The sequence below is a fragment of the Umezawaea beigongshangensis genome (assembly GCF_016464305.1).
Taxonomy (GTDB): Bacteria; Actinomycetota; Actinomycetes; order Mycobacteriales; family Pseudonocardiaceae; genus Umezawaea_A; species Umezawaea_A beigongshangensis.
On the sequence record NZ_JAEIOJ010000002.1, the window covers coordinates 89,344 to 116,285 of the forward strand.

Consider the following 26,942-nt stretch of genomic DNA (forward strand, 5'->3'; position numbering starts at 1 on the left):
GGCGCGGACGAGATCGGCCCCCCGCACCTGTCGGACCGGACGAGGTCGTCTCACGGTGTGAGCCACCGCGTCGACGTGGTGACCGCCTCCAGTTCGTCGGGCAGGGGGTCGACGCCGATGCCGGGCCCCGCGGGCACCGGCAGGTGGCCGTCGTCGAGCACGAACGGCGCCGTGACGTCCGTGCGGTAGTAGCGGCCGGAGGCCGAGGTGTCGCCGGGCAGCGTGAAGCCGGGCAGCGCGGCCAGCGCGAGGTTCGCGGCCCGGCCGATCCCCGTCTCCAGCATCCCGCCGCACCACACGGGCACGCCGTGCGCCGCGCACACGTCGTGGATGCGGCGAGCTTCCAGGTAGCCACCGACGCGGCCGGGCTTGACGTTGACGATCGAGCACGCCCCCAGGCCGATCGCGTCGGCGGCGGCGCGGGCGGAGGTGATCGACTCGTCCAGGCAGATCGGGGTGCTGAGGACCTTCGCCAGCGCGGCGTGCCCGCGCACGTCCTCCTCGTCGAGCGGCTGCTCGATCAGCAGCAGGCCGAACGGGTCGAGCCGGGCGAGGTGGCGCGCGTCGGCGAGCGAGTAGGCGGCGTTGGCGTCGACCTGGAGCAGCACGTCGTCGCCGAAGCGCTCGCGCACCGCGCGCACCGGCTCGACGTCCCAGCCTGGCTCGATCTTGAGCTTGATCCGGACGTAGCCCTCGTCGAGGTGGCCGCCCACGGAGTCGAGCAGCTCGCCGATCGAGTTCGCGATGCCGACCGACACCCCGCACGGGACCCGCTCGCGCACCGCGCCGAGCTCGCGCGCCAGCGGGCGGCCCGAGGCGCGCAGTTCGGCGTCGAGCACGGCCGTCTCCAGCGCGGCCTTCGCCATCCGGTGCCCCCGGAACTGCGCCAGCGCGGGGGCCACGGCGTGCGCGTCCAGTCGCGGGTGGGCGGCCAGCACCGGGACGAGGAAGCGGGTCAGCACGTCCGCCGCCGCGTCGACGTACTCCGAGGAGTAACGCGGGTCGGACATCGCCACGCACTCCCCCCACCCCTCGGCCTCGTCGGTGACCGCCCGCAGCAGCAGGACGTCGCGCGAGGTCTCGGTGCCGAACGAGGTCCGGAACGGCGCGACGAGCGGCATTCGGATCCGACGCAGTTCCACTCCGGTCAGCTTCATCTGTCGTTCTCCTCCGGTGCGGGCGGTGCGGGCGGTGCCGCGGTGTCCTGCGGGCCTCGGGTGACGACGTACCACCCGGCCCGGTCGAAGCCGGTGATCCGGGCGCCGTCGGCCACGAGCGTCGTCAGCACGTCGCGCAGCGCGACGCGCCACTCCTTCGCCTGTCCCGGATCGGCCGAGCGCAGCGCCTCGACGTCGCGCGGCACGGCCACCAGCAGCGTGTCGCCGGCCAGCTCGCCCGCGATCGGCAGGTCGTGCTCCGAGCGGCCGAGCGCGACCACCGCGCCGCCGGCCAGCTCCGCCCGCGCGTCGCGCGGCGACGGCGTTCCGGCGCAGGCCGCCACGACCGCCGGAGCGGTCAGGTCCCAGTGGACCAGCAGCCGGTCGCTGTCGTCGCTGCCGTTGATGCCGTCGCGCATGCCGCCGTAGAAGTCGACCAGGTACTCCTCCGGCGCCGCGCCGAGCTTGGCCAGGTTGAAGTGGGCGTTGCGGCGGACCAGCGGGTCGAACGTCCACGCGACGGTCGAGACGCCGCGGTGCAGGGCCCAGGCGCGCTGGTGCAGCTTGAGCGCGAAGCCGACGCTGCGTCCCAGCGCCGCGGCGGACACCCCGGCGACGTGGCTGTGCAGGGCGGCGCGCGCCGGTGGGCCGAAGAAGCCGGCGCAGGCGCCCACGAGCCGTGGCCCGTCGAACGCCCCGGCGACGTAGTTGCCCGCCTTGCTCAGCGCGCGCAGCAGTTCGGTGGTCACCGGCGGGTTGGTCGGGTCGGGCCGCCAGATCTCGTCGTAGAGCCGGTGGACCGCTTCCAGCTCGGGCAGGCCGGTGATCTCGCGGATCGTGACGCCCGCCGCCAGCGCGGCGGCCTCGGCGGCCGCGTGCCCCTCGGCGACGAGGTGGTGCTGCGCGGTCATCCTCGCTCTCCCGTCGGCGCGGCGGACGTGTCCAGCAGGTCGGCCACGAGCGCGGCGACCAGGGCCGCGCGCCGGGGCAGTTCGGCGACGAGGACGTGCTCGTCGTCGGCGTGCGCCCCGCCGCCGACCGCGCCGAGACCGTCGAGCGTGGGCGTCCCGACGCCCGCGGTGAAGTTCCCGTCCGATCCTCCGCCCACGGCGACTCCGGTCAGCGGCGGAAGTCCCAGCCGGTCGGCGAGCGCCGCGGCGCGGGCGAACAGCGCCGCCGACGCCGAGGCGGGCAGCGGTGGCCGGTTCGGGGCGCCGAGCAGCTCCAGGCGCGCGCCCTCCAGCACGGGGCTCAGCGCACGCAGCGCGGCGTCCACCCGGTGCTGCTCGGCGGCGTCGCGGACGCGGACGTCGAGCGCGAACTCACCGGTGGCGGGCACGGTGTTGGTCGTGGTGCCCGCCGACATCACCGTCGGCGTCACCGTCGTGCCGCGCTCGGGGTCGGCGAGCGCGGTCACCGCCAGCACCTGCCGCGCCAGCTCGACGGTGCTGTTGACGCCGCGTTCCGGCTCCAGTCCCGCGTGCGCGGCCCTGCCGGTGACGCGGAGCCGGTAGTGCGAGACGCCCTTGCGCTCGGTCTTGAGCGCGCCGCCGCCGGCCGACGCCTCCAGCACGAGCGCCGCGACGCGGCCAGCGGCCTCGGACTCGATCAGCTCCCGCGAGCTGGGCGAGCCGATCTCCTCGTCGCCGGTGATCAGGAGCGTCGCGCCGGAGGGGTCGGGGAGCGCGGCCAGTGCGTGCACCGCCAGCACCACACCGGCCTTCATGTCGAAGCAGCCCGGACCGCGCAGGACGCCGTCGCGCACCGCGAACGGGCGGGTGTGCAGCGATCCCAGCGGCCACACCGTGTCGTGGTGCCCGAGCAGCAGGACGCGGGACGGTCCGTCGCCCAGCCGCCAGCGCAGGTGGGTGCGCCCGTCGAGCACGATGCGCTCGGGGGCCGCGCCCAGCCGCCGCGTCCCGACGCGCGCCACGACGTCGGCGCTGGCGGCGACCGCGGCGAGGTCGGACGACGGCGACTCGCAGGTCACCAGCGCCTCGACGTCGGCGAGCAGCGCGGGCAGCAGGGCCTCGAACCGGCCCGGCGTCTGAACGGGTGTCATCGTGCCTCCAGCGGAACGTCCGTGAGGCACAGCCTGCCCGCGCGGCGGGCACCTGTCTTCGTTCCACCCGACCAGGAAACGCGGTCCGGCTCGTCCGCCGCGCTCACCCGGCCGGTGAGCGGCCCCGGACGCGCCACCGCCCGGCGGATCGCGGCCTCGTGGCGAGGACCGGGATCGGCCGGGCGGTGGGGAGAGGAGGAGCTACCCGCGGTCGGTGGAGAACTGGTAGGTGGTGCTGGTCCGGTAGGTGTCACCGGGGCGCAGCTCGGTGGACGGGAACTGCGGCTGGTTCGGCGAGTCCGGGAAGTGCTGGGTCTCCAGCGCGAACCCGTCGCCCTGGCGGTAGATCCGGCCGCTGGTGCCCACGAGGGTGCCGTCCAGGAAGTTGCCGGAGTAGAACTGGATGCCCGGTTCGGTGGTGCGGATCGTGAGCACGCGCCCGCTGTCCGGGTCGATCACCCTGGCGGCCTGCTCCAGCGAGGTGTCGTCCCTGCGGTCGAGCACGTAGTTGTGGTCGTAGCCGCGGCCGATCACGAGCTGCTCGAAGCCGTCGCGGACGCGCTCGCCGATCGCGGTCGGACGCCGGAAGTCCATCGGCGTGCCGGCGACGGAGTCGATCGCGCCGGTGGGGATCAGCGTGTCGTTCACCGGCGTGTACCTGCTGGCGTCGAGGGTCAGCCGGTGGTCCTCGATGCTCCCGCTGCCCTCCCCGCCCAGGTTGAAGTAGGTGTGGTTGGTGAGGTTGACGACGGTCGGCGCGTCGGTGGTCGCCCGGTAGTCCACGTGGATCGTGTTGTCGCGGGTGAGCCGGTAGGTCACGGTCACGTCGAGCGCGCCGGGGTAGTTCTCCTCGCCGTCGGGGCTGGTGTAGGTCAGCTCCAGGCCGACCGCGTCCCGGTCGCGGATCTCGGCGGCCCGCCAGATGCGCTTGTCGAAGCCCACCGTGCCGCCGTGCAGGTGGTTCACCCCGTCGTTGAGCGCCAACTGGTGGGTGACGCCGTCGAGGGTGAACCTGCCGTTGGCGATCCGGTTGGCGTAGCGACCGGTGATGCTGCCGAAGTAGGGGCTGCTCTCGACGTAGTCGGTGATGTTGTCGAAGCCGAGCGCCACGTTCGCCGTGCGGCCGCGCCGGTCGGGGACCTCGATGGACTGGATGATCCCGCCGTAGGTCAGGATGCGCACGCGCATCCCGCGGCCGTTGGTGAGCGTGTAGCGGTCGACGGCCGCCCCGTCCGGAGTGCTGCCGAAGACGTCCTTCTCGATCCGGGGCTGACTCGCCCCGACGGCCGACGGCGCGGCCGGGCCGAGCACCGCCAGACCTGTGATGATCAGCGGCACCGCGCCGAGGCGCGCTGCCGTCCGGGTGAACCACCGCATGTGGACTCCTCTGTCCGATCACGCCACTGCGACCACCGCGTCCGACAGGTCGAACCACTTCGATCGCCGATCGACGGTAGACGCTAGCGCGCCCGAACGCTCGGTGCCAGCACGACTTCAGCGCGACGTTCGCGGTGGAGCCGGTCAGGACGACGCCACACCGGGCGGCGCCCGCGCGCCGTCGCCTACAACAGCCGGTGCGCCGGCGGGACGAGTCCGGCCTCGTGGGCGACGACTGCGGCCTGCACCCGGTTGCGCACGTCGAGCCGTCTGAGGATCGTGCTGACGTGCACCTTGACGGTGCCCTCGACCACGTGGACGTGACGCGCGATCTCCGCGTTGGACATGCCCGCTCCCACGAGGCCGAGCACCTCGCGCTCCCGCGCGGTCAGACCGGTGACGCGGTCGGTCGTGCGCAGCCGGGGGCCGCTGCCGGAGAGGTGGTCGATCACCCGCTTGGCGACCGGCGGCGAGAGGTGGGCGGCACCGGCCGCGACGGCGCGCACCCCCACGACGATGTCCAGGGGATCGCCCGTCTTCAGGACGAACCCGCTGATGCCGCTGGCGAGCGCGCGGGAGATGTGGGCGTCGTCGGCGAAGGTCGTGAGGACCAGCACCCCGGTGCCGGTGCCCAGCCGACGGATCTCCGCGGCCGCGTCCAGTCCGTCGAGCACCGGCATGCGGATGTCGAGCACGGCCACGTCCGGACGGTGCGCGAGCACCAGGTCCACCGCGGCGCGACCGGTGTCGGCCTCCGCGACGATCTCGACGTCGTCCGCCGTCGAGAGGACGGCCCCGACCCCCATCCGCACGACCGCCTCGTCGTCGGCGAGCACCACTCGGATCACGCCCGCATCATGACCGGTCGTCACGGGTCGCGGGTGATCAGGGTCTTGTCCACCAGACGGCCGTCCTGGAAGCACAGCCGGTGCAGGTCGCGGCCGCGCTGGCCGAACGGGTTCCAGTGGGTGCTGTAGTACCGGCAGGTCCACCCGTCCCGCGGTGGCGGTTCGCCGTCCGGGTCGTCGACGCGGGTCCGCCCCGGCAGCACGGCTCCGACGTCCGCCTCGCCCTGGCCGACGTGGAGCCCCGCGTAGTGGACCGGGGAGAGCACCGAGGTCGCCGCGTCGACGACGAGGTGGCCGAGCACGCTGAGCACGACGCCCGCGCACGTCGCGGCGGCCACCAGCACGGTCCGGCGGGCGCTGTCCCGCACCCGCCGCTCCGTGGACTCGCGGTGCGTCCGGGTCGTCGGCGTTCCCGGCGCGATCGTGGTGACCGGCCGGCTCGGCAGGTGGGCGACGACCTCGAACCCCCCGCCCAGGCGAGGACGGGCGTCGAACCGGCCGCCGACGAGCGCGACACGTTCGCCGAGCCCGAGCAGACCCCGGCCGCTGCCCGGCGCTGCGGTCGCCGCGGACCGGGCCGCCTCGTTGACGACGCGCAGGTCGAGACCGTCACCGGCCCCGGTGAGGCTGATCGCGACCGGCGCGCCGGGAGCGTGCTTGACCGCGTTGGTGATCGACTCGGTCACCACGCGGTGGACGGTCCGCGCGATCACCGGGTCGAGCTGTGCTGCTCCGGCCTCCTGGACGACCAGGTCCACCGGCAGACCCGATCGGCGTGCGCGCTCGACGACGGTCTCGACGGGTTCCACGGGCTCGTCCTCCTCGGGGCGCAGCAGGCGGACCGCGTCGGCCAGCCGCTCCGCCGCCGCGGTGACACCGGCGCGAGCCTCGCGGGCCGCCGCGCGGTGCTCGGCCGGCAGCGTCGGAGCGACCTCCAGCGCACCGACGCGCAGCGCCGCTCGTGCCAGCTCGTGCCCGACCAGGTCGTGCATCTCCGCCGCGAGCCGCGCACGCTCCCGCGCCCCGGCCTGCTCCACCGCGCGCTCGGCCTCCCGCTCCAGGTGCTCGGCGCGGTCCCAGCCCGCTCGGACCATCTCCGCGTAGCGGCGGCGGTAGCGGCCGACGGCCCAGGGCACCACCGCGAGCACGAGGACGGCGACGAGGGACGCGACAGCGGTGTCCGTCCCTCCGACGACGAGTCCCCCGGTCACCGCTGCGGTCAGACCGCACAGCAGTGCCGCGACACCCCGGTGGCCCGTCGTGGCGTGCCGACCGGCGAGGAAGCTCAGCGCGACGAGCCCGGCGGCGAGGACGGCCACCGCGAGCGTGCTGTCCCGCTGCGCACGGCTGAAGAACACGACCTGCCACGTCGCGGTGATCAGGAGCAGCACCGTCGCGGGTCGGCGACGGACCAGCCGCACCGCCGCGGCGAGCACCACCAGGCACGCCACCGCCTCCACCGCGCTCAAGCGGTGGGGCCGCGAGACGACCGCGGCCCAGACGACGGGCGAGGCGGCACAGGTCCACAGGGTCACCGCGCGCACGGCCCGCATCATGTCAGCTGCGGACTTCCCGCGAGGCGGGCACCGGGCCCGCCCCCAGCAGCCGTGCGCCGACGGGGTGCGTCCGCACGCGGGCGACGAGCGGGGTCAGCAGCCGGGCCAGCAGCGGCAGGATCGCGGCGACCGCCGCACCGAGCAGCAGTCCCGCCAGCACGTCGTGCGGGTAGTGCACTCCGACGAACACCCTGGACGCCGCGGCCGGCAGCGCCAGCACGACGGCGGCGAGACCGAGGGCCCCGCTCGACCACAGGACGGCGACCGCCGCGGCACCGGCGAACGTCGCGTGGTTGCTCGGGAAGGACCAGTCGCCGAACTCCGGACAGGCCGCGATCGTGGCGACGTCGCCGAGCGTCCGGCAGGGCCGGTCCACCTGCCACGCGCTCTTGGTCACCTCGCTCGCGACGTGGGCGAGCACGGTCACCACCGGGGCCAGCAGCGCACGCGCCGCGCGCACCGCCGAGCCCCGCCGAGCCCGCCACCACAGCGCCACGAACATCAGCACGAACACGCCCACGACCGCCTCGGTGAGGACCGCGCCGGCGAGCCGCGCGAACTCCGGACTCTCCGCCCCCAGACCGGCGACGTCGAGGTACCACCGCGCGCTTGCGTCGGGGACGTCCGGGACACCGGTTCCGTCCGGCGACCTCTCCACTGCTCCTGGTGTCAGCACCGGACCGACGCTAGGCAGATCCGCCGCCGCCGACCTCTGTCGAAAGCGAACGGTCCACCCCCACCTTCGACGGGGTCCCGCCCCCGCCCACCGGCCCGTGCCGTCCACGCCGGACCGCCGCGCCGGACCGGGAAGTTCCGCTTCTCGGTCCGGGCCGCTCGCCGATCGCGTACGGTGCGGTGATCCACCGCCGTCCAGCAGAAGGGCCGCCCCGCCGCCGTGGAGTTCCACGATCTCGCAGCCAAGCTGCTGGTCCTGGACCAGCTCTGCCACCAGCTGCGCCTGCTCCCGCCCTACGACGGCCCCGGCCTGCCCGACGACCGCCACGACGCCACCGCGATCGACGAGGCGGCCCGCTCCTACTACCGGGACCTGCACGTCCCCGACGAGCTGCTCGCGCGGGTGACCACCGTCCTGTTCGACGGCGGGAACTCCGTCTACCAGGACGTCGCCCCCCTCTGGGACGGTGAGGACGACCTCTTCGACGTGCGCGACTGGCGGGAGATCGCGGCGCTCCCGGCGCTGGAGGTCGTCAGCGCCGCCGGTCCGCTCGACCCCGCCGCGAGGCGCCTGCTGCGGGAGCGGGGCGTGGTCGTGGACGACGGCTCCGACCGGAGCGCGGTGACCCGCGGCTTCCTCCGCGACGTCGGCGACCTGAAGGTCCGGATGTCGGCCGAGAGCCGGCACGCCGCCCTGCTCGACGGTCTCGTGGAGGCGTTCGCGCCGCTGCCGGTCGACGCGGTGACGTCCGGTGTCCCGGTCCAGCTCGGGTGCGGTCTGTTCCGGATCGTCCCGGAGGAGCACGGCGGGCGTGCCGAGTGGGTGGCGCAGGCCCCCGACTACTTCCGCGACCTGCGCGGGGCGCCCCTGTCGTGGCAGCGGAGCCTGAGCCAGTCCCTGCGGATCGTCGACGCCCAGCGGCAGCTCGCCGAGGAGGTGCTCGGCGACGGTGCGCCGTCCGGTCCCGCACCCTCCTTCACCGACGGGGTGGACGTCGAGCCGGGCGCGGAGCGGGCGCGGGAGGTGCACCTGCGCCGGAGCCCTCCCACCCCCGGCCGGTCCGGGTGGTGCCTGCGCCCCGGCCGCCCGGACGGCTCCGGCGCGGCGCCGAACCCCACGACGTACCCGCTGGCGCACCTGCTGCGCATCCGCCCCGGCGCGGTTCCCGCCCTCGCACTCCCGCCGGGCACCACCGTCGTCCTCGACGTGGACGAGGTCCTGTCGATCACCACACTCTGAGATCACCACCGCGATCGGGAACCGCGTGCCACGATCGGCAGTGCGCCGACGGTGCGGCAGAGCACGTCGCCGACGATGGAGGAGCCCGGTGCCACCGACCTCTCGACCGCTGCGCAAGCTGGGTTTCCTGACGATCGGGCTGTTCGACGAGGCCGATCCCCGCCGCGGCCACGAGTCCACGCTGGAGGTCGTCGAGCTGGGCGAGCGGCTGGGCTTCGACAGCGCGTGGGTGCGGAACCGGCACCTCCAGCACGGCATCTCCTCCCCGGTCGCCGTGCTGGCGGCGGCCACGCAGCGCACCAGCCGCATCGAGCTGGGCACGGCGGTCATCCCGCTGGGCTGGGAGAACCCGCTGCGGCTGGCCGAGGACCTGGCGACGGTCGACGTCCTGTCCGGCGGGCGGCTCAACCCCGGCGTGAGCGCCGGTCCGCCGATGAACTACGACAGCGTCAAGCACGCGCTGTACCCGGACACGGCCGACGCGGAGGACTTCGGCCACGGCCGCGTGCGACGCCTGCTGGACCTCGTGCGCGGTGAACCGGCCAGCGACTTCAGCGGCACCCGCGGCTTCGAGGTGTTCTCCGACCGCGTCCAGCCGCACTCCCCCGGCCTGGGTCGGCGCCTGTGGTACGGCGGCGCGAGCCTGAGGTCGGCGCGGTGGGCCGGGGAGAACGGGATGAACTTCCTGACCAGCAGCGTCGTGAAGGCGGAGGAGTCCGAGGACTTCGCCGAGATCCAGCTCTCGCACGTGCGGGAGTTCCGCGCCCACCACCCGGACGGCGACCGCGCCCGCGTCTCGCAGGGGCTCGTCGTCGTCCCCACGGACTCGGCCTCGGCGGAGCAGCGGGCGAAGTACGAGGAGTACGCGCGGCAGCGGACGCCGCGCACCACCGCGCCGCGGGGACCGGCGCGGATGCTGTTCGCGCCCGATCTCGTCGGCACCTCCGAGGAGATCGCCGAGCGCCTGCACGCCCACGCCGCGTTCCGGGAGATCGACGAGGTCGCGTTCGCGCTGCCCTTCACGTTCGAGCACGAGGACTACGTCCAGATCCTCACCGACATCGCCGAGAAACTCGGCCCGGCGCTGGGCTGGCAGCCGACCGCGTCGGGCTGAACCAGGTCGCCGGTTCACCAGCCGCGGGCCGGTGAACCGGTCACGACCCGGACCCCGCGCACGGCCAGCCGTTCCAGCTCGGCCTCGGCGAGAGCGGGCGCGGATCTCCCACCCGTGGCGGTGCGGGCAGTGGACCACGTCGTGCCCGGCCGCGCCCTCGATCAGCAGTCACAGGGCCTCGTCCTCGGTCCGGGTGGCCAGCACGGCGTGTCCGACCGTCACCACACCCCCGTGCTGCTCGACCTCCGCCCGGTGGCGGCCGGACCCCGGCGAGAAGACGAGCGGTCTTCGCGGGAGATCGGGGTTCGGCGACTCCGCTCCGGAACCGGGGGCGGCCGCGCGGGGTGGACGTGCTCGCCGCCCCGGAGTCCGCCCCGCCGCTGCGTGAGCGGCAGGAGCGTCGCCGTGCCGACGCGGACCGGACGCGGGTCGCCCGCCGGGGCACGCCGGTGCCCACACGGCGTCGCGGCGCTACCCGACCGGCCGCCGCACCCCACCCGCGGCGACCAGTTCCACGACCACCACGACAGCGATCACCTCGACCACGAGCAGCGCCAGCAGCACCACCAGCTGGAGCGCAGCGGCCTGCCACACCGGAGCACCACCGAGCAGCATGCCGACGAACGCGCCCGGCAGCGTCACCAGCCCGACCGTGCGCGTCTGGTCCAGGGCGGGCACCAGCGCCTCGGCCGCCGGAGCGCGCACCAGCTCCCTGACCGCGAGCGGCTCGGTGAAGCCCAGCGCCAGGGCGGCCTCGAACTCGCCGTTCCGGTCGCGCAGCGTGTCCAGCGCGCGGCGCGCGGACAGCGTCGTGGCCGTCATCGCGCCGCCGATCAGGATGCCGCCGACCGGCACCAGCGCGATCCCCTCCAGCGGCACCACACCGACCGCGACCAGCAGCGCCACCGTCGGCACCACACCGGCCAGGATCGCCAGCCCGACCCGCGCGCCCCGCGCCCCGACACCCGTGCGGGCCGACGACGTGCCGGTCGCCACGGCCGCCATGACGACGAGGAACGCGGCCGTGAGCGGTAGCGACACCAGCACGGCCGTGATGACCGCCGACACCGCGGCCAGCTGCACCACCGCGCGGACCGCGGCCCGCAGCACCGGCCGCGGCGGCACCACCCCGGCCACGCGCCCGACCCCGGCGACGACCGCCGTGAGCACGACGCACACGACCACGATCCGCACCTGGTCCGCGACGACGATCACCCGGACCGTTCTACCCGCCGCACCGGTCGTCGTCGACCGGAGCCGCTGCGACGAATCCGATCTCACGACCGCGGAGAACGGTCAACGTGACGAGAGTCCCACGACACGAATTCACAGAATCGCAGGTGAGCGTTGTCGCGACCGAAGAGACACCGTTCCCGGACCGTTGCCCGCCAGGAAGCAGCACCGCTGGTTTCAACCGCGCTGAGAATTCACAGAACAGGAGTTCTGAATGCGCTCGACGACCTTTTCCCGGCGAACCGCGGGCGTGCTCGCGGCCGTCGCCCTGGTGAGCGGAACCGCTTCGGCGGGAGTCGCGCACGCCGATCCGAGCGCGGTGCACGTCGACGTGGGCGGCAGCGGCGACGCGACGTTCGCGGCCGACAGCTTCGGCACGGGTGGCATCGTGGACACCAAACCCGCCGGCGTGCGGAGCTACCCCAACTGGGGACGATCGGTCCCGCACCCGATCCCCGCCGAGATCTGGCACACCTCCCGGTTCACCGACTCCTCGTACACCGTCACCGGTCTCACGGGGGGCACCACCTACGAGGTGCGCCTCTACTTCATGGACTGGTACTTCCAGCGAACCGGCAAGCGCGTGTTCTCCGTCGTGATCAACGGCGTGGAGGTGCTCACGAACTTCGACATCACCGGAACGGTGGTCGCACTGGGCGCCGACGGTCAGCAGTCGTTCGGCCTGGAGCGCGATTTCCCGGTCGTCGTCGACTCCACCGGAACGGTCACCATCGACTTCGTGCGCGGCTCCGCCGACCAGCCGCAGATCAACGCGATCTCCCTGGTTCCGATCGGGTGACCGCCGGTTCGCGCGGGAGGGCGGTCTCCGCTCTCCCGCACGCCGGTCCCCCGGCGGTCACCGCCTCGCGGGCGAGCCGAAGCAGAGCCCACCGGACGGACGACGGCCGCGGCGGAGGGCGAGCGGGTCACAGCCGGGGCGGCTGCGAGGCCACCTCGGCGGACGCTCCCCCCAGCGGCGGTCGGGTGTCCCCCGGTTGGCCCGACTACTCGCCGTTCCGCGGGGTACGCCAGCGTTCTGGTGACCACGAGAGGGGCGATGACGATGCGCAGTCGTGTTCGGGCGGCGGGGCACGCCGTGCACCCGATGCTCATGGTGTTCCCGCTGGGCCTGCTCTCGACGGCCGTCGGGTTCGACCTGCTGCACCTGTTCACCGATCGCGCGAGCTTCGCGACCACGGCGGCGCACCTGATCGGCGCGGGCGTGCTGCTCGGCGTGCTGGCGGCGGCGACCGGCTGGCTGGACTGGCGGCTGGCCGTCCCTCCCGGCACCAGGGCACGCCGGGTCGGCCTGATCCACGGCTCGGCCAACTCGGCGGTCCTCGCCCTGTTCGCCCTGAGCTGGTTGCTGCGCTCCGGCGAGCCGTCCTGGCAACCGGGCTGGTTCGCCGTGGTCCTCGGCTGGATCGGTCTGATCGGCGCGGGCGTCGGCGGCTGGCTGGGCGGTGAGCTCGTCGAACGGCTCGGCATCAGCGTCGAGGAGGACGCCCACCCCGATGCGTCCAGCTCCCTGCGCACCTCGGGAGCCGCGCACCGGCCCTGACGGGGGTCGGCGGCGGCGAGAACCCGGCGGAACGTGGCACGGCGACCCGTGTCGGCACCGGTCCGCCCTCACTAGCGTCGGCCGGGTCGAGAACGAGGAGGACTGATCCGACCATGCGCACGCAGATCGTGTTGTTCGACGGGTTCGACCCGCTGGACGTCGTGGCCCCGTACGAGGTGCTCAGCGCCGCCCGGATGGTCGGCGAGGCGGGGGTGGAGGTCGAGCTGGTCTCGGCCGAGGGCGCGCGCGACGTGCCCAGCGGGCTCGATCCGATGACCCTCCGGGCGACGGCCCGGCTCGACCCGTCCCGCGCCGACCTGGTCGTGGTGCCCGGCGCGCTGGGCGCTCTGCCGGACGGGGACGACATCGCCGAGGACAGCATCCCCGCCGTCCTCGCCCGCACGCTCGACACGGGGCTGCCCGGACTGCTCGCGGAAGCCCTCGACCGTCCGGGACTGACGGTCGCGACCGTGTGCGGCGGCTCCGCGCTGCTCGCCATGGCCGGACTGATCGAGGGCCGCCCGGTGACGACGCACCACCTGGGGTTCGACCTGCTCGACGCGAGCGGAACGGTCGGCGTCGACGCGCGGGTCGTGGACGACGGCGACCTGGTGAGCGGCGCGAGCGTCACCTCCGGCCTGGACCTGGGCCTGTACCTGCTGGAGCGCGAACTGAGCCCGCAGGTGGCGCTCGCCGTGGAGAAGCTCATCGCCCACGAGCGCCGCGGCACCGTCTGGCGCGCACCGGTCGCGGCGGCGCGGCCGTGAGCGGGACGTCCGTCGAGGGGACGTGGAGCCTCGTCGTGGACACCCCCCTCGGGAAGCAGCGAGCCGTGCTCGAACTGTCCACTCGGGACGGTTCGCTGCACGGTGCGGTCCGCGACCTCCGGCACGGCGAGGAGGTGGTCGTCACCGACCTGGTGCGCGACGGCGACCGGCTGACGTGGGCGCAGTCCGTCACCAGGCCGCTGCGCCTGAACCTCGTCTTCGACGTCGTCGTGGACGGCGACGAGCTGACCGGCCGGGCGCGGGCGGGCCGCCTGCCCGCCTCCGCGGTCACCGGGCGCCGCGAGGACCCGAACCGCGTCGCGGACGGCCTCTAGCCGGCGTCGGACGAGGACGGCCTGATCGACGAGCTGACGGTCGTGGTGCGCCCGGTGCCGGTGGCGGTGGCGGTTCGAGCAGATCCAGCGCTGGGCCGCCGGGGGCGGACACCCCGGACCGCCCGCACGTGACGTGCGGACGGTCCGGGGGCCGACTACGACACGGTCACCGTGTGCCGCAGGTCGTTCAGGCCGGTCGACGCCTCCCACAGGCCGGTGTTGGCCGTCCGCACGGAGTACTCGGGCCGGTTCGGCAGCGCCGGGTCGGCCAGCTCCAGCAGCAGCGCGTAGGAGCCGGGGGCCAGCGACGACGGCACCGTCACGGTCTGCGCCACGGTGTGCGCGCCGGGCTGCCAGGTGCGCGGGTCGGCGCCGAGCGGGAGCCGCGTCACCGCTCCGGTGGAGGTGTTGCGCAGCACCAGCGCCGCGCCGCGCGGGTTGACCGGCGCGGCGTAGCCGTCGTTGGTGAGTCCGATCCGGACGGCCAGGCCCGAGCCGCGCGCGGCGGTCGCCGGGAACGAGCCGTCGCGCAGGGTGAGCCGGTAGCCGAGCCGGTTGGTCACCTCGGCCAGGCAGCCCTGGTCGGCCCACGACTGGAGAACACCCTGGTGGAAGTCGGTGTTCAGGTAGGTCCAGTGGAACCGGGACAGCTCGGCCGTGGCGGTGGGGCAGTCCGACCGGGGCGCGTTGACGCCGCACGTCTCGCCGCCCATCGGCACCGTCCTGGTCTCGTTCTCCAGGTAGGGGTAGTCCACGGACGTGTTCTCGTAGGTGCCCATGTCGGTCGGGCTCGCCAGGAAGCAGTCGTTGTGGTGGCCCAGCCGCGCGTTGCCGGGGAACATGGTGCGCTTGTAGGCCAGCGTGCGCAGCTGCACGGCGCGGTCGGCGGGCAGGACGCTGAGCAGCTTGTCCACCACGGCCTTGCGGTTGGCCCAGTCGGTGGAGCTGATCACGCCGAGGTCGCCGAAGTTGCGCGTGTAGTACCACTCGCCCCACGCGCCGACGAAGCCCGCCTGCACGACGCCGATCACGTCCGCGTTGGCCCTGAGGTACGGCGCGAGCTGGTCGAGGTGGCTCAGCACGCGGTCCTTCGGGGCGTCGTCACCGGATTCCGCCGTCGTGTAGGCGAAGCGCACGACGAACTTGACCCCGGCCGCGCGGGCCGCGGTGAACTGCCGCTGCAACCGGTCCAGCGCGGTCTGGGCGATCGGCGCGTTCCGGTACTCGGCGAGGTAGAACACGCACATCACCAGCGTGATGCCCTGCGCCTCGCGGTACTGGCGCAGCACGTCGACGGAGAAGTCCGACTTGTCGCAGTCCCCGCTGTAGCGGTAGAGCCCCCGCTCCGGGTTGGCGATGTTCGCGGTCGACGGCTGGTAGACCGTGCCGCTCCCGCTCCCACCGCCGGTGTAGGTGTGGGTGAGCTTGGCGGAGGTCTCCATCGGCGCTTCCACCTGGAACACCACGTCGGCGTCGTTCGGACTCGCCTGCTCGCCGATGGCGGCTCGCTGCACCTCCCAGCGCGCCGTGCCGCCCGAGGAGGTGAACGGCACCTGCCCCAGCTGGGTCCAGGACCAGTCACCGCCGGCGTGCCGGTAGAGCCACCCGTTCTCCAGCAGGTAGTCCGCGCCCACCCCGTGCTGGGCGTACCCGGTGGCCGTGGAGCGGTCCACGTCCACGTAGACGCGGGCGAACTCGGGCGTCCCGGTGTGCCCGACCTGGTAGGTGACGGTCGTGGCGGTGCTCGTCACCGAGGGGGCCGTGATGGCCGCCCCGGCGGGCACCGCCGCCACGCAGGTCGCGGCGAGCGCCACGACCAGGCCTTGAACGATCTTCGACACGCAGTCCTCCGTATGTCACCCGAACGGTGCAAGACCCATTCAACCCAACCGGTCCGGGCCGGGTCGAGGTGGTCGTGGTTCGCCGGGGTGATCACCTCCAGTGCGTGCGCCGCCGCCACCGCAGCCACGCGGCGCGGACGCGGTGGCGTGCGAGGGCCGCGCGGCACGGCCCGTTCCAGATCGCGAAGTCCTCGTGGACGTGCACGCCCGGCCGGTCCACCGTCCGCACGGCGGCGTCGCGCACGGCGCGCAGCCGGTCCACCGTCATCTGCGGCGGCAGCTCGTCGGGCTGGTACGTGCTGCCGATCGGGTGGTCGCGCCCCGGCCTGCGGCTCATCTCGACGTGGCAGCCCAGCACGTGCGTCACCGCTCTGGCGTCGGCGAACGCCACCAGCCGCTCCAGGCTCGCCGCGAACGCCGGCGCGTCGCGCACGTACAGGCGGCCGGGGTAGACGGTGTCACCGGTCAGCAGCAGTCCCGTCCACGGGTCGTGCAGCGCGACGGAGGTCTCGTGGTGGCCGGGACAGCGCACGACGTCGAGCACCCGCCCGCCGAGGTCGAACCGCGCGACCTCGTCCAGGTCGTCGCCGAACCCGAAGAACTCCCGCACGGCCGCCACGTCCGTGCCCACCACGGTCGTCCGGGGCCGATCGGCGAACTGCCCGTCCCCGGCGACGTGGTCGGAGTGCGCGTGCGTGTGGGCGACGACGAGTTCGTAGTTCTCCCGCGGGTGCCGGGCGAGGTGCTCGCGCAGCAGCCGGTCCACGGTGCCGCGCAGGGGGAACAGCGCCGGATCGGCGGTGGCGCCGCTGTCGAGCAGCAGCGCGCGGGCGTTGCCGAGGAACAGCACGAGGAACGGCGCTTCGTGGTGCACGGCCATGCTCTGCCGCAGGACGACCGTGAACGGGTCGTGCTCGTGGACCTGGACCGGCGGGTCGTCCGCAGCGGCCCCGTGGATCCACCGCACGTCGAGGTCGCCCGCCACCGGCGCCCCGCGGACGAAGTCGATCTCCACCGTCGGCCTCCCCGAATCCGAGGCCCCGATCCTCTCATCCGGCGCTGACGGACGAGCCCGTCACGCCAAGCGGACTCGAAAGTTTCGACATGTTTGCGCAATCTCTGATCGACCCACGCAAGGAGACGACTGTTCCACTGACTACGAACAGTCGAGTCATCACCTGCACTTATGGGTTCGAAGACGGATCGGACGCGGTGATCGTGCCCGCGTTTCCCGTGCGGGTCAGCGCTGCTCCACCTGGCGGAGAGCGTCGAAGGCATCCTTGCCACGGGTGTCTGTTTCGGTCAATACTGCTAAACGTTTCAGACCTGGGCGGGTCGCGCTGCCGCCGCCGTGCCGGACCAGGTCGCCGACGCCGACGCACGGGCACGCCCCGGCGACGTCGCGCCGACCACCCCACCTGCCGCAGCCGCAGGTGCTCCCCAGAAGGTGCCAGACATGACACTGACGACGACGTCAGGATCGCGAGCCGCGCTCGTGGCGGCAGCGGTGGCCATCACCGCGGGAGCCGTGGTGCTCGCGCCCGCGGCCGCCGACGCCGCGACGACGCTCGGCGCGTCGGCGGCCCAGTCCGGTCGCTACTTCGGCACGGCCGTGAGCGCGGGCAAGCTGAGCGACTCGACGTACGTGAACATCTTGAACCGCGAGTTCGACATGGTCACGGCCGAGAACGAGATGAAGATGGACGCCACCGAGCCGAACCCGGGGCAGTTCTCCTACGGCAACGCCGACCGGATCGTCAACCACGCCGTCGCCAGGGGGATGCGGGTGCGCGGGCACGCGCTGGCCTGGCACCAGCAGCAGCCCGGCTGGATGCAGAGCATGGAGGGCTCCGCCCTGCGCCAGGCGATGCTCAACCACGTCACGCAGGTCGCCACCCACTACCGGGGCAAGATCTACGCGTGGGACGTGGTGAACGAGGCGTTCGCCGACGGCAGCAGCGGCGCGCGCCGCGACTCCAACCTCCAGCGCACCGGCAACGACTGGATCGAGGCGGCCTTCCGCGCCGCCCGAGCCGCCGACCCCGGCGCGAAGCTCTGCTACAACGACTACAACACCGACGACTGGTCGCACGCCAAGACGCAGGCCGTCTACCGGATGGTGCAGGACTTCAAGGCCCGCGGCGTGCCGATCGACTGCGTCGGCCTCCAGTCGCACTTCAACGCCGCCAGCCCGGTCCCCGGCAACTACCAGACCACGTTGCAGAACTTCGCGGACCTGGGCGTGGACGTGCAGATCACCGAGCTGGACATCGAGGGCTCCGGCTCGGCCCAGGCCGATGCGTTCGGCCGGGTCACCAGGGCCTGCCTCGCGGTGACCCGCTGCACCGGCATCACCGTGTGGGGCATCAGGGACACCGACTCCTGGCGCGCGTCGGGCACCCCGCTGCTGTTCGACGGCTCCGGCAACAAGAAGGCCGCCTACACCTCCGTCCTCGACGCTCTCAACGGCGGCGGGACGACCCCGCCGGACGAGTCGGACGGCTGCACGGTCGCGGCGTCCGTGAACGCCTGGAACACCGGCTTCGTCGCCACGGTGCGGGTCACCGCCGGATCGGCGGCCATCAACGCCTGGACGGTGACGTTCGCCCTGCCGACCGGCACGACGGTCACCGGGACGTGGAACGCCGAACGCAGCGGTGACAGCGGAACGGTCCAGTGGAAGAACACGACGTACAACGGGAACGTCGCCGCCGGGCAGTCCGTCGAGTTCGGCTTCCAGGGCACCGGGTCCAGTGCCGGTCTGAGCCCGACCTGCGTCTCCAGCTGACCCCGTCGACGGTCCGGGGCGGGGGAGCCGCCACTCCCCCGCGCCGGACGCCCGGTGTCCACCGGCGCGTCGGCGACCAGTCCGCCGAAGCGCGTCCGCGTCCCCGCCAGCCGCACCGCCTCGGCGTCACCGGAACAGCGCACGAGCACGTTCCCCCGATCGCTCCCGGCAGCGACCGGTGCGCGCCGACGGGCCGTGCGGACGGTGACCCGGTAGAACGAGGAGAGCAGTTTCGCCGACTCCGGGGGTGACGTGCACTCGCACGATCGTGGCGCACGCGCCGCCTGTTCGACGAGCACGCGGCAGTCGTGGGTGGCCGCGGCCGTGCTGTGGGTGCTGGCGAGCACCTGGTACCTGCTCTCGGAGGCGGTGACGGCCCTGGCCCTGCCCGGCTACAGCTACGCGCAGCACTACATCAGCGACCTCGGCGTCCCGGAGACGAGCGCCGCCGCGGGAGCGGTGACCGGCTCGCCCCTGGCCGCGGTGATGAACCTCGGTCTCGTCCACCAGGGTCTGCTGTTCAGCACAGGCGCCGTGTTCGCCTTCCGCGCGATGCCGGCGGGCCGGGGACGGCGAGCCTTTCTCGCGCTGGCGCTCGTGCACGGTGCGGGCAGCGCCCTGGTCGGCCTCGTCCACTCGGACGCCGACCACGTCGCCGCCCTCCACGGCGTCGGCGCGGCGATGGCGATCGTGGGCGGCAACCTCGCGGTGATCACCGCCGGGGTCGTGGTCCGCCGCTCCGCCCCGCCGCGCGGCTTCCCGGTGGTGAGCACCGTGCTGGGAGCGGCCGGGCTCACGTCGCTGGTCGTGCTCCTGGTCGGCTCCTCCGCCGGAGGTCCTCTCCTCGGCGTCGGCGTCTGGGAGCGCGGCGCCGTCTACACGATCAACGCCTGGGAGTTCGCCGTGGCCGCGGCCGTTCTGGCCACGCGCGGCCGAGCGGGCGAGTGAGCCCCTCCCGCGGTGCGGGGAGGAGGATCGGACCCGACCGGGCTCGCGAGGTGGAGGTGGCGGTGGAACTCGAAGCGGACGGTGCGCCCCCGCGAGGTGACGCCGAGGGCGGTGATCCGGTGTGCTGGCTGTCGCGGGTGTGCCCGGAGTGCGGGGCGTTCGTCGAGGCCGTCCCGCCCGCGCCGTGCCCGCGGTGCGGTGCGGTGGTGGCCGCGAGCGAGGACGGTGTCCGGTGACCTCCGCCGCGGTGGTCGCGGGCGGTGCCTGCGTCTGGCTGGGGATGGTGCTGGCGATCTCCTTCCTGGAGGCGCCGCTGAAGTTCCGGGCTCCGGGCGTGACGGTCCCGATCGGGCTGGGCATCGGCCGGATCGTGTTCCGCGCGCTCAACCTCGCCGAGGTGGTGCTGGCGGTGGCCGTGGTGACGGCCGCGGTGGTGAGCGGGCCGCCCGGCGCGGTGCGGGGAGCGCTCGGTGCGGTGGTGGCGGTGCTGGCGCTGCAACTGCTCGCCGTGCGACCGGTGCTCGACCGGCGGTCCGATCGGGTCCTGGCGGGCGGGACACCGCCCCGGTCGCGCGCCCACCTGGCCTACGTCGTGCTGGAGGTGGTCAAGGTGGTGGCGCTGGTCCTGCTGGGCGTGACCGCCCTCGGCGATCTCTGACACGCCCCTCCTCGGACGGTCGTGCGGCGGACGTGTCGATCGGGCCGGTTCCCGTTCGACGTACCGGTAGAAGCCCACCGAGGAGGAACCGAGATGACCACCACCACCGCGTCTCCCACCGCGTCTCCCACCGCGTCCGCCACCCGCACCACCGGACGCGACGCCCTCGTGCTCGCCGCGTTCAGGATCGTCGTGTCGTTCCTGTTCAGCTTCCACGGCCTGATGGGCCTGGGACTGTTCGGCGGTGTCGACGGCGCGGGCGCCGCGGCCCCGGTCGGCTCGTGGCCCGGCTGGTACGCCGGTGTGATCGAACTGGTGGGCGCGCTCCTGGTGCTGCTCGGCGTGGCCGCCCGGCCCGCCGCGTTCGTGCTGTCCGGTGTGATGGCCTTCGCGTACTTCACCGTGCACCAGCCGGAGGCGCTGCTGCCGGTGCACAACGCCGGTGAGCTGGCTGCCGTCTACAGCTGGGTGTTCCTGCTGCTGGCGGTGCTCGGTCCCGGCGCCCTCACCCTGCCGCGGGCGCTGGGCGCGCGCTCCACCCGCGGAACGGACTGACGTCGCGGATCAGGTCGAGCAGTGGTGCGAGGAGGTCGAGTGCGATCTCCCGGACCGCCGGCACGAACAGGACCAGTGCCAGCAGCAGCGCCACGTACGGTGCGATGCCGGTCCTGCGCTTCGACGCCATGCCCACCCCCGGCCCGTGTGCCGCGGACAGCATGACACGTCGCCGACGGCCGGGACACCGCTCGTCGCCCGCTCGTCGTCACGGCCCGTCGTTCCCGACGACGCGGTCGAGCCAGGACCGCCAGGCGGCCGTGCGGGCGTCGCGGTCCACCGCGACGCCGCAGGAGCACTCGATCGTGCTCGCCATCCCGTGCAGGTCGTCCACCGCGAAGCGGATCAGGCCGTGCCCGGTGCGCACGCCGAGCAGCGACGGCTCGCGCAGGTCCACCACGCCCTCGGCGGGGTCGAGGCCCTCCGGTCTGAGGCGCACCCGCTCGCCGAGGGCCGGATCGGCACCGAGACGGGCGATCGGGCCGGCCCACACCTCGTCGCCGGGCCGGGTGGTGACCCCGATGGCGACCACGCTCGTCACCGGCGGCCCGGCGAAGTGCCGGAAGCACTCCGCCAGGTCGTGGAGGAACACGGTCCACCCCGGTCGTCGCCGTCGAAGAAACCGCTGTGGACCAGGCGGAGCACGGTGGTGCCGTGCTCCGCCTGGTCCACAGCGCTCAGTCCTGCTGGGTGAGCGCGATGAGGTTGCCGCAGGTGTCGTCGAAGACCGCCTGCGCACCGAAGTCGGTCTTCGTCGGCTCCAGGGTGAACCTGACGCCGTGGGCCTTCAGCCGCGCGCAGTCCTTCTCCAGATCTGTGCTGCCGAGCACGGTGAACGGCATCCCCGCGTCGTAGAGCGTCTTCTTGTAGACCCGTGCGGCCGGCTCGCCGCCGATCTGCACGCCGGGGTTGCCGTCCGGTTCGAGCAGCAGCTCGACGCCGTCCGGCGCGCCGGGCGAGACGACGGTCAGCCACTTCGCGTCGCCGACCGGGACGTCGGTCTTCTTCACGAACCCCAGCACGTCGGTGTAGAACGCCAGGGCCTTCTCCTGGTCGTCGACCAGGATGCTGGTCACCGGGACGAACATCATCGGATCTTCCCCTCTCGTCGTGCGGTCGGATGCACGGCGACCACGATGCGGTGCGCCCGCCCACCGGCCGCGGACTCGTCGTGGTACTTCGAGACCAGCGACGTCACCGCCCCGGCGAGCTCCTCGGCGAACGCGGCGCGGTCGGCCGCCGAGGCGAACCGGACCTCGCCGTCCAGGGCGAACGTCGCCACGCGCTCGCGAGCCCCGGCCGCACCCGTGATCAGCTCACCCACGTCGCGCACCAGCCGCGCCGCCACGGCGAGCAGCCAGCGCGCGGACAGCTGGTCGGGGGACCTCGCCGGATCGGGCTCGACCGCGGCCAGGGCGCTCGGCGAGATCACGTACGAGGCCGCGGTCGCCCGCAGCACGCGCTCGGTGAAGTTGCCCCTGCGCCGCTCCTCGACCAGCTCCACCAGCCCGTGCCGCTCCAGCGTGCGCAGGTGGTAGTCGACCTTCTGCCGGGTCGGCCCGACCCGCTCGGCCAGCGTCGTGGCCGAGCCGGGTTCGGACAGCTCGGCGAGCAGCCTGGCGCGCACCGGGTCGAGCGAGACCTCGGCCGCCTCCGGATCGTCGATCACCGCCACGTCGTGCCCGAGCCTCACTCTGACAAATTTTTTTGTCGAGGGGGGCGGGCGAGCACCGGAGAGGAACGGGTGGCGGTCGTGGAACGGGTTCTCCCCGACCGGCGTCGGCCGGCCGGGGAGAACCGTCGTCAGTGGCGGTCGCCCGCGGGCCGCGCCGCCGCGTCCGCGCCGCCGCGGCGTCCGCGGATGAACAGGGACGCGATCAGAGCGATCACACCGACGCAACCGGCGGCGACGAAGGCCACCCGCAGGCCGTCGACGTCCGGGATGCCCGTCGGGTCGAGACTTCCGCGAGCGGCCAGGGTGACGAACACGGCGGTGCCGAACGCACCGGCGACCTGCTGGAGGGTCGACAGGATCGCGCTGCCGTGCGAGTACAGGTGGTCGGGCAGCGCGCCCAGGGAGTCGGTCATGAGCGGGGTGAGCATCAGGCCGATCCCCACCATGAGCAGCACGTGGACGCCGACGACCAGGCCCAGCGACGAGCCGGCGCCGAGGCTGGCGAACAGCCACAGCGCCGCGGTCATCGCGGACGCGCCGGAGATGACCAGCCACCGAGCGCCGACGCGGTCGTAGAGCGCTCCCACCGGACGGCCGAGCAGCCCGAGGGCCAGGCCGCCGGGGAGCAGGACCAGTCCGCTGACGAAGGTGCTGGTCCGCAGCACGCTCTGGAGGAACAGCGGGAGCAGCATGGCCGACGCGCCCAGGAAACACATGAAGACCAGGGCGGACACGAGCACCGAGACGGAGAAGTCGCGCTGCCGGAACGGACGCAGGTCGAGCAGAGCGCGGTCGCGGCTCTGCAACCTGAGCTGCCGCCACACGAACACCGCCAGCGCGAGCAGCCCGACGGCGATCGACGCCCAGGAGAGTGCGTGCCCGTCCCCGCTGGACTCGCCGAAGGACGACAGCCCGTAGAGCACTCCGCTGAAGCCGATCGCGGACAGCAGCACCGAGAGCAGGTCCAGCGGCACCGACCGGGTGTCCGCCGACAGGCGCAGGAACCGGGTGCCGACGACCAGGGCGGTCACCGCGAGCGGCAGGACGAGCCAGAACATCCACCGCCAGTCCAGCGTGGACAGGATCGCGCCGCCCGTGGTCGGGCCGATCGCCGGAGCGACGGCGATCACGATGGTGATCGTGCCCATGGTCGCGCCGCGGCGCTCGGCCGGGATCAGCTTCATCACCGTGGTCATCAGCAGCGGGATCATCACGGCGGTTCCGCCCGCCTGGAGGACGCGGGCCGCCATCAGCACCGCGAAGCCGGGGGCCAGCGCCCCCAGCAGCGTGCCCAGGGTGAACATCGTCATCGCCGCCGCGAACACCTGGCGCGGCGTGAACCGCTCGAGCAGGTAGCCCGTCATCGGGATGACCACGGCCATCGTGAGCAGGAAGCCGCTGGTGAGCCACTGGACGGTGGTGGTGCTCACCCTCAGGTCGACGGCCAGGTCGCGCAGGGCGACGCTCAGGATCGTCTCGTTGAGGATCATGACGAAGGCCGACAGGACCAGGACCGTGAGCACCAGGGTGGTGGCCCTGGACGAAGCGGGTGGGACGTGGGCGGTTTCCGGCGCGTCGGCCGTGGCCGATCTGGGTGTACCGGACGTGGTGGTCACGTGGATCTTCTCCTGGCGTCGTGCGGGCGGAACGGCCGTCCCGCGGACGGCGTCGAGGTGCGAACCGCACCGTGCGTTCGTGGTGAACCTGCGCAGTCCACGTCGGTCGTCGTCGACCCGGCCGTGGACGTGCCGCCCGGCGGTGCGGGCGGCGGTGGTCAGACCGGCTGGGCACTCCCGTGCATCCGGTCGAGGTCGACGGCGTCGACCAGCGGGGTGGGGTCGGGTGCGCACAGGCCGTCCACGAACAGGTCGAGGTGCCGGTGCGCGCAGGGTGCCGACAACCGGGCGTCGACGCCCGGCATCGGTCGGGTGAGCTGGCACAGGGCGAGGAAGACGTCGCCGACACCGATGTCGGGGCGCAACCGGCCCTGCTCCTGCCCCTCGGCGATCATCGTCCCCAGCGCGGCGAGCATCCGGTCGTTGGCCTCGGCGAACCCGGGGGTTCCCCCGTTCACCCAGCGGGCCAGCGCCGTCTCGATCGCGCTGATCCGGCTCTCCGCACCGCGGTGCACGAACGCGCGCAGCGCCGCGACCGGGTCCGGTTCTCCGGCGAGCAGCTCCTCGGCCGTGCGCGCGTTCTCCTCCACGACCGCGAGGATCACGCCGTGCAGGAGTTCGTCCCGGTCGGGGAAGTGCCGGTAGACGGTCGCGTTGCCGACCCCGGCACGCCGGGCGATCATGTCCAGCGGAGCGTCGCACCCGTGCTCGATCAGGACGTCGAGCGCTGCCGCGAGGATGTTCGCCCGGTTGCGCTCGGCGTCTGCCCGGCGAGGTCGGACGCACACGACGGTCTCGTCGTCCAACACCTCGCCCTTCTCGCGCTTACCGGGGACTTCTTCCCCGGTCAGTAAACCAGCCGACGATCCGGGGAGCAAATCCCCACATCCGGCTCGCTGTTCCACCGGATCGAGCGGACACGACCGCCCGCGCCGCGGGAGTGCGGTTCCGGCGCGGAGCACGAGCGCGGCGGAACCGTCGGTGGCACGTCGTAGCCTCCCGTCGTGAACATCCTGCTGATCCCCGGTTTCTGGCTCGACGGCTCGTCGTGGGACGAGGTGACCCCCGTGCTCGAACGGGCGGGCCACCGGGTGCGCGCGCTGACGCTGCCCGGCCTCGGAGCGGTCGACGCCGACCGCGGCGGGATCGGACTGCGCGACCACGTCGACGCGGTCGTCGCCGCGGTGGACGAGGCAGACGGGCCGGTCGTGCTCGTCGGGCACTCCGGGGGCGGCGCCATCGCCCACGCCGCGACCGACGCCAGACCCGACCGGGTGGCGCGGGTCGTGTACGTGGACGCCGGGCCGCTGGAGCACGGGAAGGCGATCAACGCCGAGCTGCCCGTGGTCGACGGCGAGATCCCGCTGCCGGACTGGTCGGAGTTCGACGAGGCCGACCTGCGCGACCTGGACGACGAACTGCGAGCGGCGTTCCGGGCGCGGGCGGTGCCCCAGCCCGCGGCCGTCGCCGGCGATCTCCAGGTGCTCTCCGACGAGCGGCGCTACGACGTGCCGGTCACGGTCGTCGCCTGCGAGTTCCCGAGCGAGCTCCTGCGGGAGTGGATCGCGCGGGGGCACCCGTACGTCGCCGAACTCGCGCGCGTGTCCGACGTCGAGCACGTCGACCTCCCCACCGGCCACTGGCCGCAGTTCACGAAACCGGCGGATCTCGGACGGGTGATCCTCGCCGCCGTCGACCGGAACTGATCATCGTCGGCCGCGGTTCGAGTACTGTCGGATTTGTCAGGTTTCGACGAGAGGTGCACACCATGGGTCTGTTCGACGCCATCCGCGACAAAGCCACCGAACTCGTGTCGGGTGCCACCGGCGCGGTCGGCGACCTCGCCGGCAACCTGCCCGGTGCGCAGGCGGCCGAGGGACTGTCCACGTCCGCGACGGACGCCGCCACGCAGGTCACCGGTGACGTCACCGGCACCGCTCAGGACCTCGGCACCACCGTGACCGGTGCCGCCACCGACTCCGTCGGCACCTTCACCGACGCCGCCGGCAACGTCACCGACGCCGCCGGCAACGTGACCGGCTCCGTGAACGACGGATTCGATTCGCTGACGGACCCCTTCCGCTTCTAGGTCGGGCAGCGGGCCGGGAGTTCCCGGCCCCTCCCCGCGCCCGAGGGGGTGCGGCGCGGCGTGAACGGCCGCTCGCGGTCAGATGACGCCCGCGCGGATCGCGTACGCCACCGCGTGCGGGCGGTTGCGCAGCTTCTTCCTGGTGATCAGGTTGTGGACGACGTTCATGACCGTGCGCGTGGCGCACCCGAGCTCGTGCGCGATCTCCGCGGTGTGCCGCCCCTCGGCCAGCAGCCGCAGCACGTCGACCTCCCGCGGCAGCAGGCCCTCCGCGGCCGGGGAGCGGGGTGCGGCGGAGCGCGACTCCTCCTCGGCGAACGCGTCGAGGAGGGCGCCTCCGGTGACCACCGGGCCGGTGGCCGCGTGCCGGATGCCGCGCACCAGCCGGTCCCCGGTGGTCGTCGCCCTGGGCAGGACCTGGACCACACCGGCGGCGGCGAGACGGAGCGCCTCCCGCCGGTCGAACTCGCCCACCACCAGCACCGCGGGCACGGCGGCCCGGCGCGCCTCGTCGCGCACCGCGAGTTCCGCGGAAGCCAGGACCAGCACGTCGACGTCGGCCCGCTCGCCCGGTGACACCGCGGAGATCCCGCGCGCCCGGTCGAGACAGGTGAGCAGCGCGGTCATCGACAGCGGGTCGTCGGTCCGGACCGCGACGCGCAGGCCGTCGGCCGACTGCGGTGAGGAGGGCACTGTCCCGATCACCTTCCTTCCGGACAGGTCGTCGCGGAGCGCGATCCGCTCCCCACCACCTCTACCACCACGACGGGCGGGGAGGCGCGGTCTCGCCCCGCCGGGACCTCAGCGGCGCTGCCCGACCTGGTTCGACCCGCAGCCGCCGACGAGA

30 protein-coding genes are annotated in these 26,942 nt (G+C 73.6%); 13 read left to right on the forward strand and 17 right to left on the reverse strand.

The genetic code is table 11. The features are described from left to right. Window positions 1-50: 50 nt before the first annotated feature. The 7 genes from menC to IMZ35_RS05010 all read right to left on the reverse strand — a co-directional run bounded on the left by menC (window position 51) and on the right by IMZ35_RS05010 (window position 7,676). A complete protein-coding gene (gene menC / locus IMZ35_RS04980; RefSeq protein WP_199439745.1) occupies window positions 51-1,157 on the reverse strand; it encodes an o-succinylbenzoate synthase in 1,107 nt (368 codons plus the stop codon). After that, complete coding sequence (locus IMZ35_RS04985; RefSeq protein WP_199439746.1) at window positions 1,154-2,068, reverse strand: GNAT family N-acetyltransferase; 915 nt, start codon at window positions 2,066-2,068, stop codon at window positions 1,154-1,156. Before IMZ35_RS04985 ends, menC begins: the two co-directional genes overlap by 4 nt. Next, window positions 2,065-3,219 carry a M20/M25/M40 family metallo-hydrolase gene (locus IMZ35_RS04990; protein WP_199439747.1) on the reverse strand — a complete coding sequence of 385 codons (1,155 nt, stop codon included), beginning with the start codon at window positions 3,217-3,219 and terminating at the stop codon, window positions 2,065-2,067. Before IMZ35_RS04990 ends, IMZ35_RS04985 begins: the two co-directional genes overlap by 4 nt. A 201-nt stretch (window positions 3,220-3,420) precedes the next feature. Further along, on the reverse strand, window positions 3,421-4,596 hold the full coding sequence (locus tag IMZ35_RS04995; RefSeq protein ID WP_199439748.1) for an aldose epimerase family protein: 1,176 nt from the start codon (window positions 4,594-4,596) through the stop codon (window positions 3,421-3,423). A 185-nt stretch (window positions 4,597-4,781) separates the two neighbouring features. After that, window positions 4,782-5,444 carry a response regulator gene (locus tag IMZ35_RS05000; protein ID WP_199439749.1) on the reverse strand — a complete coding sequence of 221 codons (663 nt, stop codon included), beginning with the start codon at window positions 5,442-5,444 and terminating at the stop codon, window positions 4,782-4,784. Between the two features lie 20 nt (window positions 5,445-5,464). Continuing rightward, complete coding sequence (locus tag IMZ35_RS30395; RefSeq protein ID WP_199439750.1) at window positions 5,465-6,988, reverse strand: sensor histidine kinase; 1,524 nt, start codon at window positions 6,986-6,988, stop codon at window positions 5,465-5,467. A gap of 13 nt (window positions 6,989-7,001) precedes the next feature. Further along, a complete protein-coding gene (locus IMZ35_RS05010; protein ID WP_307867767.1) occupies window positions 7,002-7,676 on the reverse strand; it encodes a phosphatase PAP2 family protein in 675 nt (224 codons plus the stop codon). 219 nt (window positions 7,677-7,895) lie between these two features. Here IMZ35_RS05010 and IMZ35_RS05015 point away from each other — a divergent pair, with 219 nt between their 5' ends. Next, window positions 7,896-8,915, forward strand: coding sequence for a DUF6892 domain-containing protein (locus IMZ35_RS05015; RefSeq protein ID WP_199439751.1), 1,020 nt, complete (start codon window positions 7,896-7,898; stop codon window positions 8,913-8,915). Window positions 8,916-9,003: 88 nt separating this feature from the next. Continuing rightward, entirely contained in the window at window positions 9,004-10,029 is a 1,026-nt protein-coding gene (locus IMZ35_RS05020; RefSeq protein WP_199439752.1) for an LLM class flavin-dependent oxidoreductase, read from the forward strand. Window positions 10,030-10,500: 471 nt separating this feature from the next. Here the strand turns inward: IMZ35_RS05020 and IMZ35_RS05025 are convergent, their stop codons facing one another. Beyond that, window positions 10,501-11,244, reverse strand: a complete 744-nt coding sequence (locus IMZ35_RS05025; RefSeq protein ID WP_199439753.1) for an ABC transporter permease — start codon at window positions 11,242-11,244, stop codon at window positions 10,501-10,503. A gap of 232 nt (window positions 11,245-11,476) precedes the next feature. Between IMZ35_RS05025 and IMZ35_RS05030 the strand changes: the two genes are divergently transcribed. From IMZ35_RS05030 to IMZ35_RS05045, 4 genes are all read left to right on the forward strand, one after another. Beyond that, complete coding sequence (locus IMZ35_RS05030; RefSeq protein WP_199439754.1) at window positions 11,477-12,061, forward strand: malectin domain-containing carbohydrate-binding protein; 585 nt, start codon at window positions 11,477-11,479, stop codon at window positions 12,059-12,061. A gap of 264 nt (window positions 12,062-12,325) precedes the next feature. Continuing rightward, window positions 12,326-12,823 (forward strand): DUF2231 domain-containing protein, encoded by a 498-nt coding sequence (locus tag IMZ35_RS05035; RefSeq protein ID WP_199439755.1) that lies wholly within the window; start codon window positions 12,326-12,328, stop codon window positions 12,821-12,823. Window positions 12,824-12,936: 113 nt separating this feature from the next. Continuing rightward, window positions 12,937-13,590, forward strand: coding sequence for a DJ-1/PfpI family protein (locus IMZ35_RS05040; protein ID WP_199439756.1), 654 nt, complete (start codon window positions 12,937-12,939; stop codon window positions 13,588-13,590). A 35-nt stretch (window positions 13,591-13,625) separates the two neighbouring features. Further along, the gene (locus IMZ35_RS05045; RefSeq protein WP_307867768.1) at window positions 13,626-13,925 is read left to right on the forward strand and encodes a hypothetical protein; all 300 of its coding nucleotides are present in this window, start codon (window positions 13,626-13,628) and stop codon (window positions 13,923-13,925) included. Between the two features lie 155 nt (window positions 13,926-14,080). Here the strand turns inward: IMZ35_RS05045 and IMZ35_RS05050 are convergent, their stop codons facing one another. Both IMZ35_RS05050 and IMZ35_RS05055 read right to left on the reverse strand, forming a co-directional pair. After that, window positions 14,081-15,766 carry a DUF4832 domain-containing protein gene (locus tag IMZ35_RS05050; RefSeq protein ID WP_199439758.1) on the reverse strand — a complete coding sequence of 562 codons (1,686 nt, stop codon included), beginning with the start codon at window positions 15,764-15,766 and terminating at the stop codon, window positions 14,081-14,083. A 91-nt stretch (window positions 15,767-15,857) separates the two neighbouring features. Then, window positions 15,858-16,781: an MBL fold metallo-hydrolase gene (locus IMZ35_RS05055; protein ID WP_199439759.1), complete on the reverse strand. Its 924-nt coding sequence runs from the start codon at window positions 16,779-16,781 to the stop codon at window positions 15,858-15,860. A 441-nt stretch (window positions 16,782-17,222) separates the two neighbouring features. On the opposite strand from IMZ35_RS05055, the gene IMZ35_RS05060 reads away from it, so the two are divergent. The 5 genes from IMZ35_RS05060 (at window position 17,223) to IMZ35_RS05080 (ending at window position 20,715) form a co-directional block, all read left to right on the forward strand. Continuing rightward, entirely contained in the window at window positions 17,223-18,554 is a 1,332-nt protein-coding gene (locus tag IMZ35_RS05060; RefSeq protein WP_199439760.1) for a glycoside hydrolase family 10 protein, read from the forward strand. Between the two features lie 312 nt (window positions 18,555-18,866). Continuing rightward, window positions 18,867-19,502 (forward strand): DUF998 domain-containing protein, encoded by a 636-nt coding sequence (locus IMZ35_RS05065; protein WP_199439761.1) that lies wholly within the window; start codon window positions 18,867-18,869, stop codon window positions 19,500-19,502. 62 nt (window positions 19,503-19,564) lie between these two features. After that, window positions 19,565-19,738: a hypothetical protein gene (locus IMZ35_RS05070; RefSeq protein WP_199439762.1), complete on the forward strand. Its 174-nt coding sequence runs from the start codon at window positions 19,565-19,567 to the stop codon at window positions 19,736-19,738. Between the two features lie 44 nt (window positions 19,739-19,782). Beyond that, on the forward strand, window positions 19,783-20,160 hold the full coding sequence (locus IMZ35_RS05075) for a hypothetical protein (RefSeq protein WP_199440282.1): 378 nt from the start codon (window positions 19,783-19,785) through the stop codon (window positions 20,158-20,160). A gap of 93 nt (window positions 20,161-20,253) precedes the next feature. Continuing rightward, window positions 20,254-20,715 carry a DoxX family protein gene (locus tag IMZ35_RS05080; protein WP_199439763.1) on the forward strand — a complete coding sequence of 154 codons (462 nt, stop codon included), beginning with the start codon at window positions 20,254-20,256 and terminating at the stop codon, window positions 20,713-20,715. Here the strand turns inward: IMZ35_RS05080 and IMZ35_RS05085 are convergent. The 6 genes from IMZ35_RS05085 to IMZ35_RS05110 form a co-directional block, all read right to left on the reverse strand. Beyond that, window positions 20,666-20,878, reverse strand: coding sequence for a hypothetical protein (locus IMZ35_RS05085; RefSeq protein WP_229370753.1), 213 nt, complete (start codon window positions 20,876-20,878; stop codon window positions 20,666-20,668). The genes IMZ35_RS05080 and IMZ35_RS05085 overlap by 50 nt on opposite strands. A 45-nt stretch (window positions 20,879-20,923) precedes the next feature. Then, window positions 20,924-21,307 carry a hypothetical protein gene (locus IMZ35_RS05090; protein ID WP_199439764.1) on the reverse strand — a complete coding sequence of 128 codons (384 nt, stop codon included), beginning with the start codon at window positions 21,305-21,307 and terminating at the stop codon, window positions 20,924-20,926. Window positions 21,308-21,392: 85 nt separating this feature from the next. After that, window positions 21,393-21,806, reverse strand: coding sequence for a VOC family protein (locus tag IMZ35_RS05095; protein WP_307867769.1), 414 nt, complete (start codon window positions 21,804-21,806; stop codon window positions 21,393-21,395). Next, window positions 21,803-22,390: an ArsR/SmtB family transcription factor gene (locus tag IMZ35_RS05100; RefSeq protein ID WP_199440285.1), complete on the reverse strand. Its 588-nt coding sequence runs from the start codon at window positions 22,388-22,390 to the stop codon at window positions 21,803-21,805. Before IMZ35_RS05100 ends, IMZ35_RS05095 begins: the two co-directional genes overlap by 4 nt. 128 nt (window positions 22,391-22,518) lie before the next feature. Next, window positions 22,519-24,006: a DHA2 family efflux MFS transporter permease subunit gene (locus tag IMZ35_RS05105; RefSeq protein ID WP_438816825.1), complete on the reverse strand. Its 1,488-nt coding sequence runs from the start codon at window positions 24,004-24,006 to the stop codon at window positions 22,519-22,521. 158 nt (window positions 24,007-24,164) lie between these two features. Further along, complete coding sequence (locus tag IMZ35_RS05110) at window positions 24,165-24,815, reverse strand: TetR/AcrR family transcriptional regulator (protein WP_199439765.1); 651 nt, start codon at window positions 24,813-24,815, stop codon at window positions 24,165-24,167. A gap of 195 nt (window positions 24,816-25,010) precedes the next feature. Here IMZ35_RS05110 and IMZ35_RS05115 point away from each other — a divergent pair, with 195 nt between their 5' ends. Both IMZ35_RS05115 and IMZ35_RS05120 read left to right on the forward strand, forming a co-directional pair. Then, window positions 25,011-25,712: an alpha/beta fold hydrolase gene (locus IMZ35_RS05115; protein WP_199439766.1), complete on the forward strand. Its 702-nt coding sequence runs from the start codon at window positions 25,011-25,013 to the stop codon at window positions 25,710-25,712. A gap of 62 nt (window positions 25,713-25,774) precedes the next feature. Further along, complete coding sequence (locus IMZ35_RS05120) at window positions 25,775-26,095, forward strand: hypothetical protein (protein ID WP_199439767.1); 321 nt, start codon at window positions 25,775-25,777, stop codon at window positions 26,093-26,095. A 78-nt stretch (window positions 26,096-26,173) separates the two neighbouring features. Here the strand turns inward: IMZ35_RS05120 and IMZ35_RS05125 are convergent, their stop codons facing one another. Then, a complete protein-coding gene (locus IMZ35_RS05125) occupies window positions 26,174-26,788 on the reverse strand; it encodes a helix-turn-helix transcriptional regulator (RefSeq protein WP_199439768.1) in 615 nt (204 codons plus the stop codon). Window positions 26,789-26,942 lie beyond the last annotated feature (154 nt).

Coding starts and splice junctions, on each gene's coding strand:
- IMZ35_RS04985 (WP_199439746.1), bottom strand. CDS start 2,068: ATGACCGCGCAGCACCACCTCGTCGCCGAGGGGCACGCGGCCGCCGAG.
- IMZ35_RS05040 (WP_199439756.1), top strand. CDS start 12,937: ATGCGCACGCAGATCGTGTTGTTCGACGGGTTCGACCCGCTGGACGTC.
- IMZ35_RS05075 (WP_199440282.1), top strand. CDS start 19,783: ATGGTGCTGGCGATCTCCTTCCTGGAGGCGCCGCTGAAGTTCCGGGCT.
- IMZ35_RS05035 (WP_199439755.1), top strand. CDS start 12,326: ATGCGCAGTCGTGTTCGGGCGGCGGGGCACGCCGTGCACCCGATGCTC.
- IMZ35_RS05030 (WP_199439754.1), top strand. CDS start 11,477: ATGCGCTCGACGACCTTTTCCCGGCGAACCGCGGGCGTGCTCGCGGCC.
- menC (WP_199439745.1), bottom strand. CDS start 1,157: ATGAAGCTGACCGGAGTGGAACTGCGTCGGATCCGAATGCCGCTCGTC.
- IMZ35_RS05080 (WP_199439763.1), top strand. CDS start 20,254: ATGACCACCACCACCGCGTCTCCCACCGCGTCTCCCACCGCGTCCGCC.
- IMZ35_RS05085 (WP_229370753.1), bottom strand. CDS start 20,878: ATGCTGTCCGCGGCACACGGGCCGGGGGTGGGCATGGCGTCGAAGCGC.
- IMZ35_RS05060 (WP_199439760.1), top strand. CDS start 17,223: ATGACACTGACGACGACGTCAGGATCGCGAGCCGCGCTCGTGGCGGCA.
- IMZ35_RS04995 (WP_199439748.1), bottom strand. CDS start 4,596: ATGCGGTGGTTCACCCGGACGGCAGCGCGCCTCGGCGCGGTGCCGCTG.
- IMZ35_RS05095 (WP_307867769.1), bottom strand. CDS start 21,806: ATGATGTTCGTCCCGGTGACCAGCATCCTGGTCGACGACCAGGAGAAG.
- IMZ35_RS04990 (WP_199439747.1), bottom strand. CDS start 3,219: ATGACACCCGTTCAGACGCCGGGCCGGTTCGAGGCCCTGCTGCCCGCG.
- IMZ35_RS05120 (WP_199439767.1), top strand. CDS start 25,775: ATGGGTCTGTTCGACGCCATCCGCGACAAAGCCACCGAACTCGTGTCG.